Genomic DNA, 13,437 nt, shown 5'->3' with positions numbered 1-13,437 from the left:
TCTTCAGAGAGAGGTCCTTCCGCCTGGGCTCACCCCCTCGAAGAAGGGGCGATAGGGTTCGCCATGCTTGACCACGGCGTGTACGGTGCGCGCCATCTTCGCCGCGATCGCCGTATAGGCCTTGCGACGCTGATGCGCGTTGTGTCGATCCTTGGAGATGTAGCGCTCGAACTTGTCCCGGAAGCTGTTGGTCGGCTTGAGAACCGCGGTATGGTCGACCATCCAAAGAGTGCGCTGCAACCGGGCGTTGCCATATTTCGATATGCGGCTCTGGCCACGGAACATGCCCGATTGCATCGTGGCGAGGTCCATGCCGCAGAACTTCAGGAACTGTCGATGATGCGTAAGCGTCGGCTGATCACCGTGCCAGTTGTGACTTGACTATGCGGTGAAGTTCCAAGGCATGAGTTCGTGGATATCGCCCTGCATTTGCCCGCCGAGTATTTTCTCGAGGACATGTTCGAGATAAGCCTGCGGATTGATCCCGTTTAGCTTACATGTGCCGACCAGCGATGCCATGCGGGCCCAGGTGACCGCACCGTTATCGGAACCCGCAAATAGAGCATTTGTTCTTGTAAGAGGAATCGGACGAATTGCGTTCTCAACAGCGTTTGTATCCATCTCGATCCGCCCGTCGTCCAGGAACCGGGTCAGGCCCTGCCAGCGCTTGAGGCCGTATCTGATGTGCCGGGCAAGGTCGGAATTGGACGGCAACATTTCGAGTTGCGCCTCGAGCCGGGGGCGCAGCGCCTCGACGATAGGTCTGGACAGTTCCTGACGTACCACGATCCGGGTTGCAGGATCCTTGCCGCGGATTTCGTCCTCGATGCTGTAGTTGTGCGAGGCGGTCGATCATCTCCTGGCCGAGCGGAGACTCTGTCGTGCGGCTGTATTCGACAAAGCTCGGTCTTCGAGCGCGAAACGATCTCGTGGGTCTTCGACAGTTCCTGGATGTCGGCTGTTCCGGTCACCAGCGGATCTTGGAAGAACTGTACGGCGCCGATCTCCAGCATATGCAGAATGACCTGGGCATCCTTCGGGTCGTTCTTTTCCCAGCTGTTGTGCAGAGCCTCGCGCGTTCGGGCTAGGCCGACAGAGGAGATGAGCTTCAGTTCGAATCCGGCTTGGCCAAGATGGTGCGCGAGCGTCCGATGTTAGTTGCCAGTTGCCTCGAATCCGATCCGCACCAGCAGATCGTAGCTGGCGATGTTCGCAGACAGGCGCTGGAAGCCTTTCAGCGTGTTCATCACCGTCACACGTCGGCGGTGCTTCTTGCCAGGGATGCCGATCAGCACTTCATGGCGGTGTTTGGAAATGTCGATGGCGACCAGCACGATCGAAGCGGTAGAATAGGTGGCGGTCATAGCCAGTCTCCTAGCGGTGTGGTTGTGCAAAACCACTGTTGAGACCTTAGACCCGGCTATGGCTTTACGCTACAAGCCGCGGAACCGCGCTCTCTGCTAGCCGCAGGAATCGTCTGTTGCGCCCTCCCGCAACCACTGACAACGAACGCCCCGCAGATATTTCTGCGGGGCGTTGTTCGTTTGGGGTCAGGGTGATTGCAATGATGTGGAGTCTGTCCAGGTTTGAGCGAAGGCGATGCAGCGGATTGATGTCGACGAAGATCTAGTCGGTGACGCCTGCGTTGAAGACAAAAAGAGCTTGTCCATCAATCATGTACCCGTTGATCAGGGCCGCCGCACGTTGGCTTGTCAGCCACGTTTCCAGCGTCGCCACCGCGCCGGATTTCACGTGCGGATGGCGTTCGGGGTTCACGGGCAGGAAACTGTATTGGTTGAACAGGGATGGATCGCCGGAAAACAGCATGGCCAGCTCTGCCTTGTTGGCGAAATTCAACCAGCTTGCGCGATCAGCGAGGATATAGGCATTGAGGCCCGCGGCAGTGTTGAGGCTGGCGCCCATGCCCGCGCCAACTTCGAGATACCATGCGCCAAGATCGTCCGGCGTCACCCCGGCCGCTTGCCACAGCGCGCGTTCCTTGCGGTGTGTGCCGCTGTCATCACCGCGGCTGACGAACGCGCTTTGCGTCCTTGCGATGGCTGTCATCACCTGCGCGGCGCTGTCGGCATTGGCGATGTCTGCAGGGTCTTGTGTGGGCCCGACGAACACGAAGTCATTGTACATGATCTCGGTGCGATGGGTGCCGTGACCTTCGTCGACAAAAGCCTCTTCGGCGGCTTTCGAGTGCACCAGAATGGCGTCCACATCGCCTGCGCGCCCAAGGCGCAATGCCTGCCCTGTGCCCACGACCAGCAACTGGACGTCGATGCCTGTGTCCTGTTCAATCGCGGGCAACAGGATGTCGGACAGGCCCGAGTTGTGAAAGGACGTTGTGACGGCCAGCCTGAGGGTTTCGGCCTGCGCGCAGGCAGTCCAGAACAGGGCAATCAGAGCGGCAAGGCGCATCATCGGATGATGTCCCCTTTCAGAAAGGCGGCGAGTTCGGGTGTTTCGGGCTGATCCAGCCGTTCGGCGTCCCCCACCTCGTGTGCTTGTCCGTACAGCAGAAACACGATGTCGCTGGCTAGTCGTTTGATCTGGCCGACGTTATGGCTGGTCATGATGATCCGCGTGCCCTGTTGCAGCGCGTTCAGCAGAAGGGCTTCGATCTCGGAGGTGGCCTGCCCGTCGAGGTTCGCGCAAGGCTCATCAAGGAACAGGACTTCGGGCCTGCGGATCAGCGCACGGGCGAGGGCCAGTTTTTGCCGCTCGCCCCCCGACAGACGCGGGGCGGGGCGGTCAAGCGCGTCTGTCAGGCCGATATGCGCAGCCCACGCTTTGCACTGCGCCTCAATCTCGGCGCGGGGCGTGCCGACCAGTTTGAGCGGATAGGCGAGGTTGTCGCGCACGGACCGGCGCAACATGGTCGGAGTCTGGAACACGTAGGCCTGTCGCGCCCGCACGATGGCATCGGCAGCGGACCATGTGACGTCGCCGGATGAAATGCGTTCGATCCCGTGCAGCGCCTTGAGCAGTGTCGTCTTGCCCGCCCCGTTTGGCCCGATCACCATGGTCAGACCAGTGCCTTCGAACGTGTGGTTCACCGGCCCCAGCAACGTCTTGCCGCGCCGTTTGATCGTGAGGTCCGTGACCTCAAGCGGGAACAGGTTGTCTACCATCGCCCGCTCCGTTCCGTTTGGGACAGCGCGTGGGTGGCGTAGTTCACCACCAGCGACAGCGCGATCAGGACAAAGCCGAGGCCCAGGGCCAAAGCGAAGTCCCCTTTGGAGGTTTCCAGCGCGATGGCAGTGGTCAGAACGCGGGTCGCGTGATCAATGTTGCCGCCCACGATGATGATCGCGCCGACCTCGCCAATGGCGCGTCCGAATCCGGCCAGTGCCGCCGTCAGCAATGCGCGCCGTCCGTCCCACAGCAGCGTTCTGACCCGCTGACCCGGCGTGGTGTTCAGTGAGATCAGCAGATCGTGGTATTCGGCCCATAATTCGCGCATGGCCTGATGGGTGATCGACATGATCAGCGGGGTGATGATGATCACCTGTGCGATGATCATTGCGGTCGGGGTAAAAAGCAGCCCCAAGACACCAAATGGCCCGCCACGCGAGAGCAGCAGGTAGACGATCAGACCGACGACGACGGGCGGCAGGCCCATGAACGCATTGAGGGTTGCAATGGCTGCGCGGCGGTACTTGAACCGGCGCACCGCCAGCCACGTACCCACAGGCAGCGCGATCAGGCAGGCAACGGCCAGCGCCGTCAGGCTGACATGCAACGAGCGCAACGTGATCTCGACCAGATCCGCATCAAGGCTGACGATCAGCCAAAAGGCGGCGCGCAGCCCCTCCCAAATCTCTGTCATGTGTGGCGCGTCATTGTCGTCGTGATCCGCTGGTTTCAAAGTCGGCTTAGCGTGTCTCGTCGGCAGTGCAAAGAGGGCTCAGCCCTGTGCCGCGCCCTTCACGATATCGCCGATCCGGGCAAGGGCATCGGCCATGGGGTTGGTCTTGCGCCAGACAAGGCCGACTGTCCGTGACGGGGGCGGCGTCCGAAAACGCGTGATGCACACCGGGGCCGAGCGGGTTTCGACGCCGACCGCCATATCCGGGATCAACGTGACGCCAATGCCTGCCCCCACCATTTGCACAAGCGTGGACAGGGAACTGCCATCAAGTCCGTCGCGTGGCCGGGATGGGTTGATGTTGCAAAAGGACAGGGCCTGATCGCGAAAACAGTGCCCCTCTTCAAGCAGCAAAAGGCGCATGTCCTCAAGCGCGTCGGCAGGCACGGGCGGTGCGCCTGCGTCGGCTTCGGGGCGGACAAGGACCATATCCTCGTGAAACAATGGCAACTCGGTAAGGCTCGGTTCATCCACGGGCAGGGCCACGATGGCCGCATCAAGCCGCCCTTCGAGCAATTCCGCGATCAGGCGGGGCGTCACGGTTTCGCGTATATGCAAGTCGATGTCGGGATGGGCTTGGGTCACATCGCTGATGAACCGGGGCAGCAGGTAGGGGGCGATGGTCGGGATCACGCCAAGGCGCAGACGCTCGAACCCGCCGCCGCGCGCCGTCTCTGCCCATTCGCCCAGATCCGCGACTGCGCGCAGGATGTCGCTGGCCCGTATGCGAAAGGCGTCGCCGCGCGCGGTCAGTCGTACCTGTCGCGGCCCGCGTTCAAACAGGGCAAAGCCCAGGCTTTCCTCAAGATCCCTGATCTGCACGGACAGGGCCGGTTGCGAGACGGCGCAGCGTTCGGCGGCACGCCCAAAATGCCCTTCGCGGGCGAGGGCATCGAAATAGCGCAGGTGGCGGAGGGTGAGATTGTTCATAAACTCAAACTATGACCGCGATAAAGAAATGCAACTTAAACTAATGGTTGTGACTTGGTAAGTTGTGATCAATTCATGGTGGGGGAGACACCGGGATGCCCGAATCCTATGGCACCCAAACCCCTTTCATGGCCTAAAGAAACAAATCGCGGCGCAAGACTAGAATCGTTCCAGACCTGCCTTACGTCGCGCACAGATAACATTTGATCGGAGAGACACATGGACGGCAACGATATCGGCAAATGCCCAGTGATGCATGGCGCAAGCCTTACGACCAGCTTTGGTGGGCGCACGAATGAAGACTGGTGGCCCAATGCGTTGAAAGTCGATGTGCTGCACCAACACGGCAAGACCAACAATCCGATGGACCCCGATTTTGACTATCGCGAAGCGGTCAAGGGCCTCGATTACGACGCGATCAAGGCTGACCTGCATGCACTGATGACCGACAGCCAGCCATGGTGGCCAGCAGACTGGGGCCATTACGGTGGTCTGATGATCCGGCTGGCATGGCACGCGGCAGGGACCTATCGCCACTTTGACGGACGCGGGGGCGGTGCGACCGGAAACCAGCGCTTTGCGCCCCTGAACTCGTGGCCGGACAATGCCAGCCTCGACAAAGCCCGCCGCCTGTTGTGGCCGATTAAAAAGAAGTACGGCAATGCGATTTCATGGGCTGATCTGATGCTGCTGTCAGGCAACATCGCCTATGAATCCATGGGGCTCAAAACCTTTGGCTTTGGCTTTGGCCGCGCCGATATCTGGGCGCCCGAGATCGACATCAACTGGGGTGAAGAGGACGAATGGCTTGCCCCGTCCGAGAACCGGTATGAGGATCTTGAGGACACGTCGACCATGTCCAACCCGCTGGCGGCGACGCATATGGGTTTGATCTATGTGAATCCCGAAGGTGTGAACGGCATCCCTGATCCGGCGAAAACCGCGCTGCACGTGCGCGAAACCTTTGCCCGCATGGCCATGAATGACGAAGAAACTGCGGCTTTGGCTGCGGGTGGTCACACAGTCGGCAAGGCACACGGCAATGGTGATGCGGGTGCGCTTGGGGCCGAGCCGGAAGGTGCGGGCGTCGAGGCGCAGGGCTTTGGCTGGGGCAACCCGAGCCAGACGGACTTGGCCGCTTCGCTGATCACGTCGGGTATTGAAGGTGCGTGGACAACCGAACCGACCAAGTTCGACATGGGCTATTTCAAGCTGCTGTTCGGCTATGAATGGCAACTGACCAAATCGCCCGCCGGTGCAAACCAGTGGGAACCCATCGACATCAAGGAAGAGGATATGCCGGTCGACGCCTCTGACCCGTCCGTGCGCCGTATGCCGATGATGACGGACGCGGATATGGCGATGAAGGTCGACCCGATCTACCGCGAAATCTGCGAAAAGTTCATGGCGGACGAGGCCTATTTCCGCGACACGTTTGCGCGTGCATGGTTCAAGCTGACCCACCGCGACATGGGGCCCAAGGCCAACTATATCGGCCCCGACGTTCCGGCTGAGGACCTGATCTGGCAAGACCCGATCCCTGCGGGCAAGACCGACTACGACGTGGCCGCAGTAAAGGCCAAGATCGCAGACGCCGGTATCAGCCAGTCCGACATGATCACGACGGCCTGGGACAGTGCGCGCACATACCGTGCGTCAGACAAACGCGGCGGGGCCAATGGCGCGCGCATCCGTCTGGCACCACAGCGCGACTGGGAAGGCAATGAGCGCGAACGTCTGGACGGCGTGTTCAAAAAGCTGGAGCCGATTGCCGCAGAAACCGGCGTATCGCTGGCGGACATCATTGTGCTGGCAGGCAACATGGGAATCGAAGCGGCAGCCAAGTCCGCGGGGTACGACATCGAAGTGCCGTTCAGCCCCGGGCGTGGGGACGCGACCGAAGAGATGACGGATGTCGACAGCTTTGACGTGCTGGAACCGATTTCGGACGGGTTCCGCAACTGGCATTCCAAAGATGCCCGCAAGAGCCGTGAGGACATGTTCCTTGATCGTGCGCAATTGCTGGACCTGACGGGTGCCGAGGCAACTGTGCTGCTGGGTGGGATGCGTGTTCTGGGCACAAACCATGGTGGCACGGCGCATGGCGTCTTTACCGACCGGGTGGGGCAGTTGACCCAAGACTTTTTCACGACGCTGACCGACATGTCGTATGAGTGGAAACCCGGCCCGGACGACATCTACGAGATCTGCGACCGCGCGACGGGTGAAACCAAGTTCACCGCGACAAGCGCGGACCTCGTGTTCGGCTCAAACTCGGTCCTGCGGGCCTATGCCGAAGTCTACGCCCAGGACGACAATGCCGAAAAGTTCGTTCGTGACTTTGTCGCGGCCTGGACCAAGGTGATGAACGCGGATCGCTTTGATCTGGCCTGAGCCTGAACCAAAATGAAAATGAAACGCGGGGCAGGCATTGTCCCGCGTTTTTGCGTCTGCGCACCGAAAACAAGGGCGACCAAGGGCTTTGCCGCCTTGACTTTCCACCGCGCGGGCGGTGTACCTGCGCCGATATCTTGAACACCCCCGAAGGGATCCCTGACCATGCATGCATACCGCTCTCACACCTGCGCCGCGCTGACCTCGGCCAATGTGGGCGATACTGTGCGCCTGTCGGGCTGGGTGCATCGGGTGCGCGATCACGGTGGTGTCTTGTTCATCGACCTGCGCGACCATTACGGCATCACGCAGGTGCTGTGCGACCCGGACAGCCCCGTGTTCAACGAGGTGGAAAAGGTGCGCAGCGAATGGTGCATTCGCATCGACGGTGAGGTGAAGGCGCGCGATGCGTCCCTGATCAACGCCAAGATCCCGACAGGTGAAATCGAAGTGTTCGTGCGCGACCTCGAAGTGCTGGGCGCGTCGGATGAGTTGCCCCTGATGGTGTTTGGCGATCAGGAGTACCCCGAGGAAACCCGGCTGTCTTATCGCTATCTCGATCTGCGCCGTGAAAAGATGCAGGCCAACATGAAGCTGCGCAGCGATGTTGTCGCGTCTATCCGCAAGCGCATGTGGGATCAGGAGTTTCGCGAGTATCAGACGCCGATCATCACCGCGTCCTCGCCCGAGGGTGCGCGCGATTTTCTAGTGCCATCACGCCTGCATCCGGGCAAGTTCTATGCGCTGCCGCAGGCCCCCCAGCAGTTCAAGCAACTGTTGATGGTGTCGGGTTTTGACAAGTATTTCCAGATCGCGCCCTGTTTCCGCGACGAAGACCCCGAGCAGATCGCTCGCCCACCGATTTTTACCAGCTTGACCTTGAGATGAGCTTTGTCACCCAGCAGGACGTGTTTGACACGATCCAGCCCGTGCTGACGGGCGTGTTCGAAGAATTCGGCGGCGGCAAGAAAGTGGACGAGACGTGGGAGCAGATCAGCTACCGCGATGCCGCACTTTGGTACGGATCGGACAAGCCAGACCTGCGCAACCCGATCAAAATGCAAGTGGTCTCTGACCACTTCCGCGATTCCGGCTTTGCGATTTTCGCAAAGCTGCTGGAGCAGGACGGCACCGAAATCCGCGCAATCCCAGCGCCCACGGGTGGCAGCCGCAAGTTCTGTGACCGAATGAACGCCTATGCCCAAAAGGAAGGTCTGCCGGGGATGGGATACATCTTTTGGCGCGAAAAGACCGCAGATGCCGTGGCGCAGGAACTGGGCATCCCGGTGAAAGAGGCCCAGGCCAAGCTGAAATCCGGTGAGGTTGAAGGTGGCATGGAAGCGGCAGGACCGCTGGCCAAAAACATCGGCCCCGAACGCACCGAAGCGATCCGCCAGCAACTGGGCCTTGATGTCGGTGATGCGGCGTTCTTTCTTGGCGGCAAGCCCAAGGCGTTCGAGGCGATCGCCGGACGGGCGCGCAATGTGATCGGGGCCGAATTGGGCCTGACGGATGAAGATCGTTATGCCTTTGTGTGGATTGTCGATTTCCCGATCTACGAGAAGGACGAGGAAACCGGCAGAATCGACTTTGAACACAACCCGTTTTCCATGCCCCAAGGCGGGATGGAGGCGTTGCAGGGCGATCCATTGGACGTGCTTGGGTACCAGTATGATCTGGCGTGCAACGGCTATGAACTGGTGTCCGGCGCGATCCGGAACCACCGCCCGGAAATCATGTTCAAGGCGTTTGAGATTGCAGGCTATGACGAGGCCGAAGTGCGCAAACGCTTTGGCGGTATGGTCAACGCGTTCCAATACGGCGCGCCGCCCCACGGGGGCTGTGCCGCCGGTATCGACCGGATCGTCATGCTGCTGGCGGGTGAGCAGAACATCCGCGAGGTGATCCTGTTCCCGATGAACCAGCGCGCCGAAGACCTGATGATGAACGCGCCCTCGGAACCGACCAGCGATCAGCTGATGGAACTGGGCCTGCGCGTCATTCCGCAGGACTAAGCGGTAGTTCGCAAATCGCGCGACCGCGATGTGCACCGGTCTGTGGTCTGTGGTAAGTTGAGCCATCGGATCGGGCAACTTGCCGGGCAGTGTATATGCGTTCCTTTGACCCTCAACTGGCTGAAATTCGGTTCGGGTATGGCCTGTCGCCGGTCATAGCGCCGCCGCGAGATGCCGCCGAGATGTTGGCGGGCCTCACCGGGCCGGATGACATGGCAGCGCAGTTTCCGACCGAAGCGTTCCGCACATTCCTTGACCGTGTCGTCGCAGTTCAGGCCGCCCGGGTCGAGCAGCGCGAACATCGTGGGACCGCGCAGGAACAGGTGGCCAGGCAAAAACGCCAGCAACTGAACAAAAACGCCCGGCGCGCGTGGATCGGGTGGGCCGGTCACGCGATGTTGCGACGCAGTTTCACCCAAACTGCCTTTCGCGAGCGGATCGTTGCGTTTTGGGCGGATCATTTCACCGCGCGTGGTAATACCGGTATCTTCAAACAGGCGGCAACGCCTTATGTTGACGATGCAATCCGTCCGGCAATCTCTTTGCGTTTTGCTGACTTGTTGCAATCTGCGGTGATGCATCCGGTGATGCTGGTTTACCTTGATCAGGCGCGATCGATGGGGCCGCAAAGCAAGCTGGCGCTGCGGCGGGGCGAACGCAAACCGTCTGGCCTGAACGAAAATCTGGCGCGCGAAGTTCTGGAGCTGCACACGCTGGGTGTCGGGGGGCCCTACACCCAAGAGGATGTCACGCAACTGGCTGAACTGTTCACGGGCATGACCTTTCAGGCCAAGACGGGGTATCAGTTTCGCGAGGCATTCATCGAACCGGGCGCGGAGACTGTTCTGGGGCAGTCTTACGAAGACCGGGGCGATGATTCATCTGTGCGCGCGGCCCTTGCTGATCTGGCCGCGCATCCGGCCACGGCACGTCATATCGCCTCAAAACTGGCGGTGCATTTCACCTCTGACGATCCGGACGGTGCCTTGGTTGATGCGCTTGAGGCGACCTATCTGGCGCATGATGGCGCCCTTTTGCCGCTTTATGAAACGCTGCTGGATCATCCGTCATGCTGGCAGCGCGAATTGAACAACTACAAGCCACCGATTGACTTTGTCGCCTCGTCCATCCGCGCGCTTGCACCGTCCAGAGAGGCAATTGCCGACGTCAAACCGGGGCAGATCATCAAGGGTATTCTGACGCCGCTGGCAACGATGGGACAGAAGTGGGAACAGCCCCTTGGCCCGGACGGGTGGTCCGAAAACGACGCAGACTGGATCACCCCGCAAGGGATCGCCGCCCGCGTGACATGGGCGATGCGTATGCCCCAACGCATGATCCAACCGCTGCCAGACCCGCGTGTGTTTGTGGACACAGCGCTGGGCGCCTTTGCCGATGAACCGGTGCGCTTTGCCGCCAAGGCCGCTGAAAGCAAGGCCGAGGCGATTGGCATTGTGCTGATGTCGCCCGCCTTTCAACGCCGATAGGAGCCTGATCATGCCTGCGCCCTTGTCCCGTCGTGATTTCCTGCTCCGCTCTGGTGTTGTGGGCTGTTCGCTGGCGGCCAGCCCGCTGCTGACCCCGCTCAGCTTTGCCGCTGCTCCGTGGGACACCCGTCTGGTCGTGATTATTCTGCGTGGCGGGATGGACGGGCTGGACGTCGTGCAGCCCTACGGCGATCCGGCGTTTGCTGCGCTGCGCGCGACTCTGTCCGGTGGGCCGGAGGCGGGCGCGCACGATCTGGATGGGTATTTTGCGCTGCATCCGGGTCTTGGTGCGTTGATGCCGATGTGGCGGGCCGGCGATCTGGCCTTTGTGCACGCGGTCTCGACCCCATACCGCAACAAGCGCAGCCATTTTGACGGTCAGGATCTGCTTGAGGCCGGGACAGCCAGCCTGTCGGGCGCACGCGACGGATGGTTGAACCGAATGTTGCAGACTGTGCCCGGTGTGACGGGGCAGACCGCCTATGCCATCGGGCGCGAGAACATGCGCTTGCTGACAGGAGCGGCGGACGTCGCCAACTGGGCGCCCGATGCCGAGTTGGAGTTGAGCCCGCAGGCCGAGCGGTTGCTTGATCTCGTGACGGAATCCGACCCGGCGATGCATGCCGCCTTGTCAGAGGCGCGGATTTTGGCGGCTGTGGGGGATCGCACCAAAACGAAAAGATCGCCTGATCATGTCGAGATTGCCGAATTCGCGGCACTGCAACTGTCTCGGGAGTCGCGCATTGCCGCCTTTTCGCTGAACGGGTGGGACACGCACAATGTTCAGAAACGGGGATTGGGCAATGCGTTGGGGCGGTTGTCCGAGACTCTGTTGACGCTGCAGGCGCGCTTGCAAAGTGATATCTGGGACAAGACGGCAGTGGTTGCGATGACCGAGTTTGGGCGCACGGTGCGCCAGAACGGGACGCAAGGCACGGATCATGGCACCGGTGGCCTCATGGTTTTGGCAGGCGGCGCGGTGCGAGGAGGGCGTGTTTTCGGCGACTGGCCCGGCCTGGCCGAAGGCAATCTCTATCAGGACAGAGACCTGATGCCGACTGGTGATGTGCGCGCTCACGCGGCATGGATCATGCGCGGCCTGACCGGGGTTGATCGCGCGACCCTCGAAGGGACGGTGTTTCCCGGCCTCGATCTGGGGCGGGATTTCGGTCTGTTGCTCTAGGGCTTGCGTGAATTCGCTTGGCGTCATGCAGCACTGCGCCTAACGTCCCGGTATGTTTACGCTTTATCGCCCGCATCACGATCCCGTCCCCGATTGGACACCCCCGCCCGCACCGGGCGACACGCTGGTGTTGGAGGGGGCCTATTGCCGGTTGGAGCCGCTGGTCGCTGATCAGCATGCCGCTTTGCTTTATCGGGCCTATGTGGGGCAGGATCACGTCTGGGCTTATCTACCTTACGGTCCTTTTTCGTCTTCGTCGCAGTATCATCGCTGGATTCGTGAAACCGAAGAAGACAGCACCGTTGAATTCTACGCGATCCGGAACAAGATCACGGACGCCTATGAGGGGGTTGCGAGTTTCCTGCGCATCTCTCCGGCGGCGGGCAGTATCGAGGTTGGCCACATCAATTTCAGCCCGGCCTTGCAGCAAACCCGCGCCGCGACCGAAGCGCTGTATCTGATGATGGCGTGGAGCTTTGACGCCGGGTATCGCCGCTTTGAATGGAAATGCGATGCGCTGAACCAAGGGTCGCGGCGCGCCGCACAACGTCTGGGCCTGAGTTACGAAGGTGTGTTTCGTCAGGCCGCTGTCGTGAAGGGGCGCAATCGGGACACCGCTTGGTTTGCCGCCATCGACGCAGAATGGCCCGCATTGAAAGAGGCATTTCGCGTCTGGCTGGACCCGGCGAATTTCACGGCTGATGGCGCGCAGATAGAACGGCTGTCTGATCTGACGCAATTGGTGCGCACCGCCGAGGACCCGTCGCTGGTGACCTGACCCGGGTCAGATTGCGATTTTTTCGGTGAGCCTGCGTTGGACCAGCCCTGCCACGGTCGCAGCCTCGGACGCGGCTGAATCGCCGCGCGCCCGTTTCGCGGCCAGCAGTTCGGTTGCGTGGGCAAGCTCGCGATCATCCGCGCTGCGTGCAACGCCACCAAGAAACTGCGCGATGTAGTCAAGCGTGCGAGTGTCACTGGCGCCTTCCATAACGTCGGCCACGTGGGCCATGTCATCGCGATAGGCGATGGGATCGGGTTCCACGATCTCCTTGGGAACAGAGCGGGGGCCCGCGGGATGACGTTCATGCGGCAGATGCGACAGGATCTGGTCCTGGAATTCCGCGAGGGACACGATGGGCTTGCTTAAGTAGCCGTCAGCGCCAGCCTCCATCACCAATGCCTCACTGTCGACATCGCCGGACAGGCCAAGGATGACGTCGGGGCGCTGGTTGGAGGGGGCCAGTTCGCGGATCAGGTCCGTCCCGTTGCCGTCCGGCAGGCCCACGTCGACAATCGCAACTGATGGTCGATAGACCTGCAGGTGCCGCCGGGCCGCACGCAGCGTATCGGCACGCCGGATACGCGCCCCGCTGCGCAAACACAGCAGGCGCAACGCCTCGCATGCAAATCGGCTGTCTTCGATGACCAGCACTGTCAGCCCAAGCAGCGGACGCATGGCAGTTGGTGCAGGGTAGTTCGGCGCAAACGGGTCTGTCGTATCCATTTTCGTTCTCCAAGCAGCTATTGCGACTCATCGTTACGTGCCGTTGC

9 protein-coding genes and 2 pseudogenes are annotated in these 13,437 nt (G+C 61.0%); 5 read left to right on the top strand and 6 right to left on the bottom strand.

All coding sequences use genetic code 11. From position 1 onward, the window contains the following. Positions 1-3: 3 nt before the first annotated feature. The 5 genes and pseudogenes from ACERZ8_RS03410 to ACERZ8_RS03390 form a co-directional block, all read right to left on the bottom strand. Positions 4-1,364: pseudogene (locus ACERZ8_RS03410) on the bottom strand (IS66 family transposase). Positions 1,365-1,626: 262 nt separating this feature from the next. Then, positions 1,627-2,430: a substrate-binding domain-containing protein gene (locus tag ACERZ8_RS03405; RefSeq protein WP_407590715.1), complete on the bottom strand. Its 804-nt coding sequence runs from the start codon at positions 2,428-2,430 to the stop codon at positions 1,627-1,629. Further along, positions 2,427-3,140: an ATP-binding cassette domain-containing protein gene (locus ACERZ8_RS03400; RefSeq protein WP_407590714.1), complete on the bottom strand. Its 714-nt coding sequence runs from the start codon at positions 3,138-3,140 to the stop codon at positions 2,427-2,429. The genes ACERZ8_RS03405 and ACERZ8_RS03400 overlap by 4 nt, the downstream gene beginning before the upstream one ends. Further along, complete coding sequence (locus tag ACERZ8_RS03395) at positions 3,134-3,838, bottom strand: ABC transporter permease (RefSeq protein WP_407590712.1); 705 nt, start codon at positions 3,836-3,838, stop codon at positions 3,134-3,136. The genes ACERZ8_RS03400 and ACERZ8_RS03395 overlap by 7 nt, the downstream gene beginning before the upstream one ends. Positions 3,839-3,916: 78 nt before the next feature. Further along, complete coding sequence (locus ACERZ8_RS03390) at positions 3,917-4,807, bottom strand: hydrogen peroxide-inducible genes activator (protein WP_407590711.1); 891 nt, start codon at positions 4,805-4,807, stop codon at positions 3,917-3,919. A 219-nt stretch (positions 4,808-5,026) separates the two neighbouring features. Here ACERZ8_RS03390 and katG point away from each other — a divergent pair, with 219 nt between their 5' ends. The 5 genes and pseudogenes from katG (at position 5,027) to ACERZ8_RS03365 (ending at position 12,664) form a co-directional block, all read left to right on the top strand. Then, complete coding sequence (gene katG / locus ACERZ8_RS03385) at positions 5,027-7,201, top strand: catalase/peroxidase HPI (RefSeq protein ID WP_407590710.1); 2,175 nt, start codon at positions 5,027-5,029, stop codon at positions 7,199-7,201. A 165-nt stretch (positions 7,202-7,366) separates the two neighbouring features. Beyond that, positions 7,367-9,216, top strand: a pseudogene (gene aspS / locus ACERZ8_RS03380) (aspartate--tRNA ligase). Positions 9,217-9,311: 95 nt separating this feature from the next. Then, positions 9,312-10,703 (top strand): DUF1800 domain-containing protein, encoded by a 1,392-nt coding sequence (locus ACERZ8_RS03375; RefSeq protein WP_407590709.1) that lies wholly within the window; start codon positions 9,312-9,314, stop codon positions 10,701-10,703. 10 nt (positions 10,704-10,713) lie between these two features. Then, positions 10,714-11,886, top strand: coding sequence for a DUF1501 domain-containing protein (locus ACERZ8_RS03370; RefSeq protein ID WP_407590708.1), 1,173 nt, complete (start codon positions 10,714-10,716; stop codon positions 11,884-11,886). Between the two features lie 52 nt (positions 11,887-11,938). Then, positions 11,939-12,664, top strand: coding sequence for a GNAT family N-acetyltransferase (locus ACERZ8_RS03365; RefSeq protein ID WP_407590707.1), 726 nt, complete (start codon positions 11,939-11,941; stop codon positions 12,662-12,664). Between the two features lie 6 nt (positions 12,665-12,670). Here ACERZ8_RS03365 and ACERZ8_RS03360 read toward each other — a convergent pair whose 3' ends face one another. Then, a complete protein-coding gene (locus ACERZ8_RS03360; RefSeq protein WP_407590706.1) occupies positions 12,671-13,390 on the bottom strand; it encodes a response regulator in 720 nt (239 codons plus the stop codon). Positions 13,391-13,437 lie beyond the last annotated feature (47 nt).

Source organism: Tateyamaria armeniaca (genome assembly GCF_045797845.1).
Classification (GTDB): Bacteria; Pseudomonadota; Alphaproteobacteria; order Rhodobacterales; family Rhodobacteraceae; genus Tateyamaria; species Tateyamaria armeniaca.
This window is presented reverse-complemented; position numbering and strand designations above follow the sequence as displayed.

What these genes read in the sequence shown, in the direction of transcription:
- ACERZ8_RS03375 (WP_407590709.1), top strand. Translation starts at nt 9,312, where the DNA reads ATGCGTTCCTTTGACCCTCAACTGGCTGAAATTCGGTTCGGGTATGGC.
- ACERZ8_RS03390 (WP_407590711.1), bottom strand. Translation starts at nt 4,807, where the DNA reads ATGAACAATCTCACCCTCCGCCACCTGCGCTATTTCGATGCCCTCGCC.
- ACERZ8_RS03405 (WP_407590715.1), bottom strand. Translation starts at nt 2,430, where the DNA reads ATGATGCGCCTTGCCGCTCTGATTGCCCTGTTCTGGACTGCCTGCGCG.
- ACERZ8_RS03360 (WP_407590706.1), bottom strand. Translation starts at nt 13,390, where the DNA reads ATGGATACGACAGACCCGTTTGCGCCGAACTACCCTGCACCAACTGCC.
- ACERZ8_RS03365 (WP_407590707.1), top strand. Translation starts at nt 11,939, where the DNA reads ATGTTTACGCTTTATCGCCCGCATCACGATCCCGTCCCCGATTGGACA.
- katG (WP_407590710.1), top strand. Translation starts at nt 5,027, where the DNA reads ATGGACGGCAACGATATCGGCAAATGCCCAGTGATGCATGGCGCAAGC.
- ACERZ8_RS03400 (WP_407590714.1), bottom strand. Translation starts at nt 3,140, where the DNA reads ATGGTAGACAACCTGTTCCCGCTTGAGGTCACGGACCTCACGATCAAA.
- ACERZ8_RS03370 (WP_407590708.1), top strand. Translation starts at nt 10,714, where the DNA reads ATGCCTGCGCCCTTGTCCCGTCGTGATTTCCTGCTCCGCTCTGGTGTT.
- ACERZ8_RS03395 (WP_407590712.1), bottom strand. Translation starts at nt 3,838, where the DNA reads ATGACAGAGATTTGGGAGGGGCTGCGCGCCGCCTTTTGGCTGATCGTC.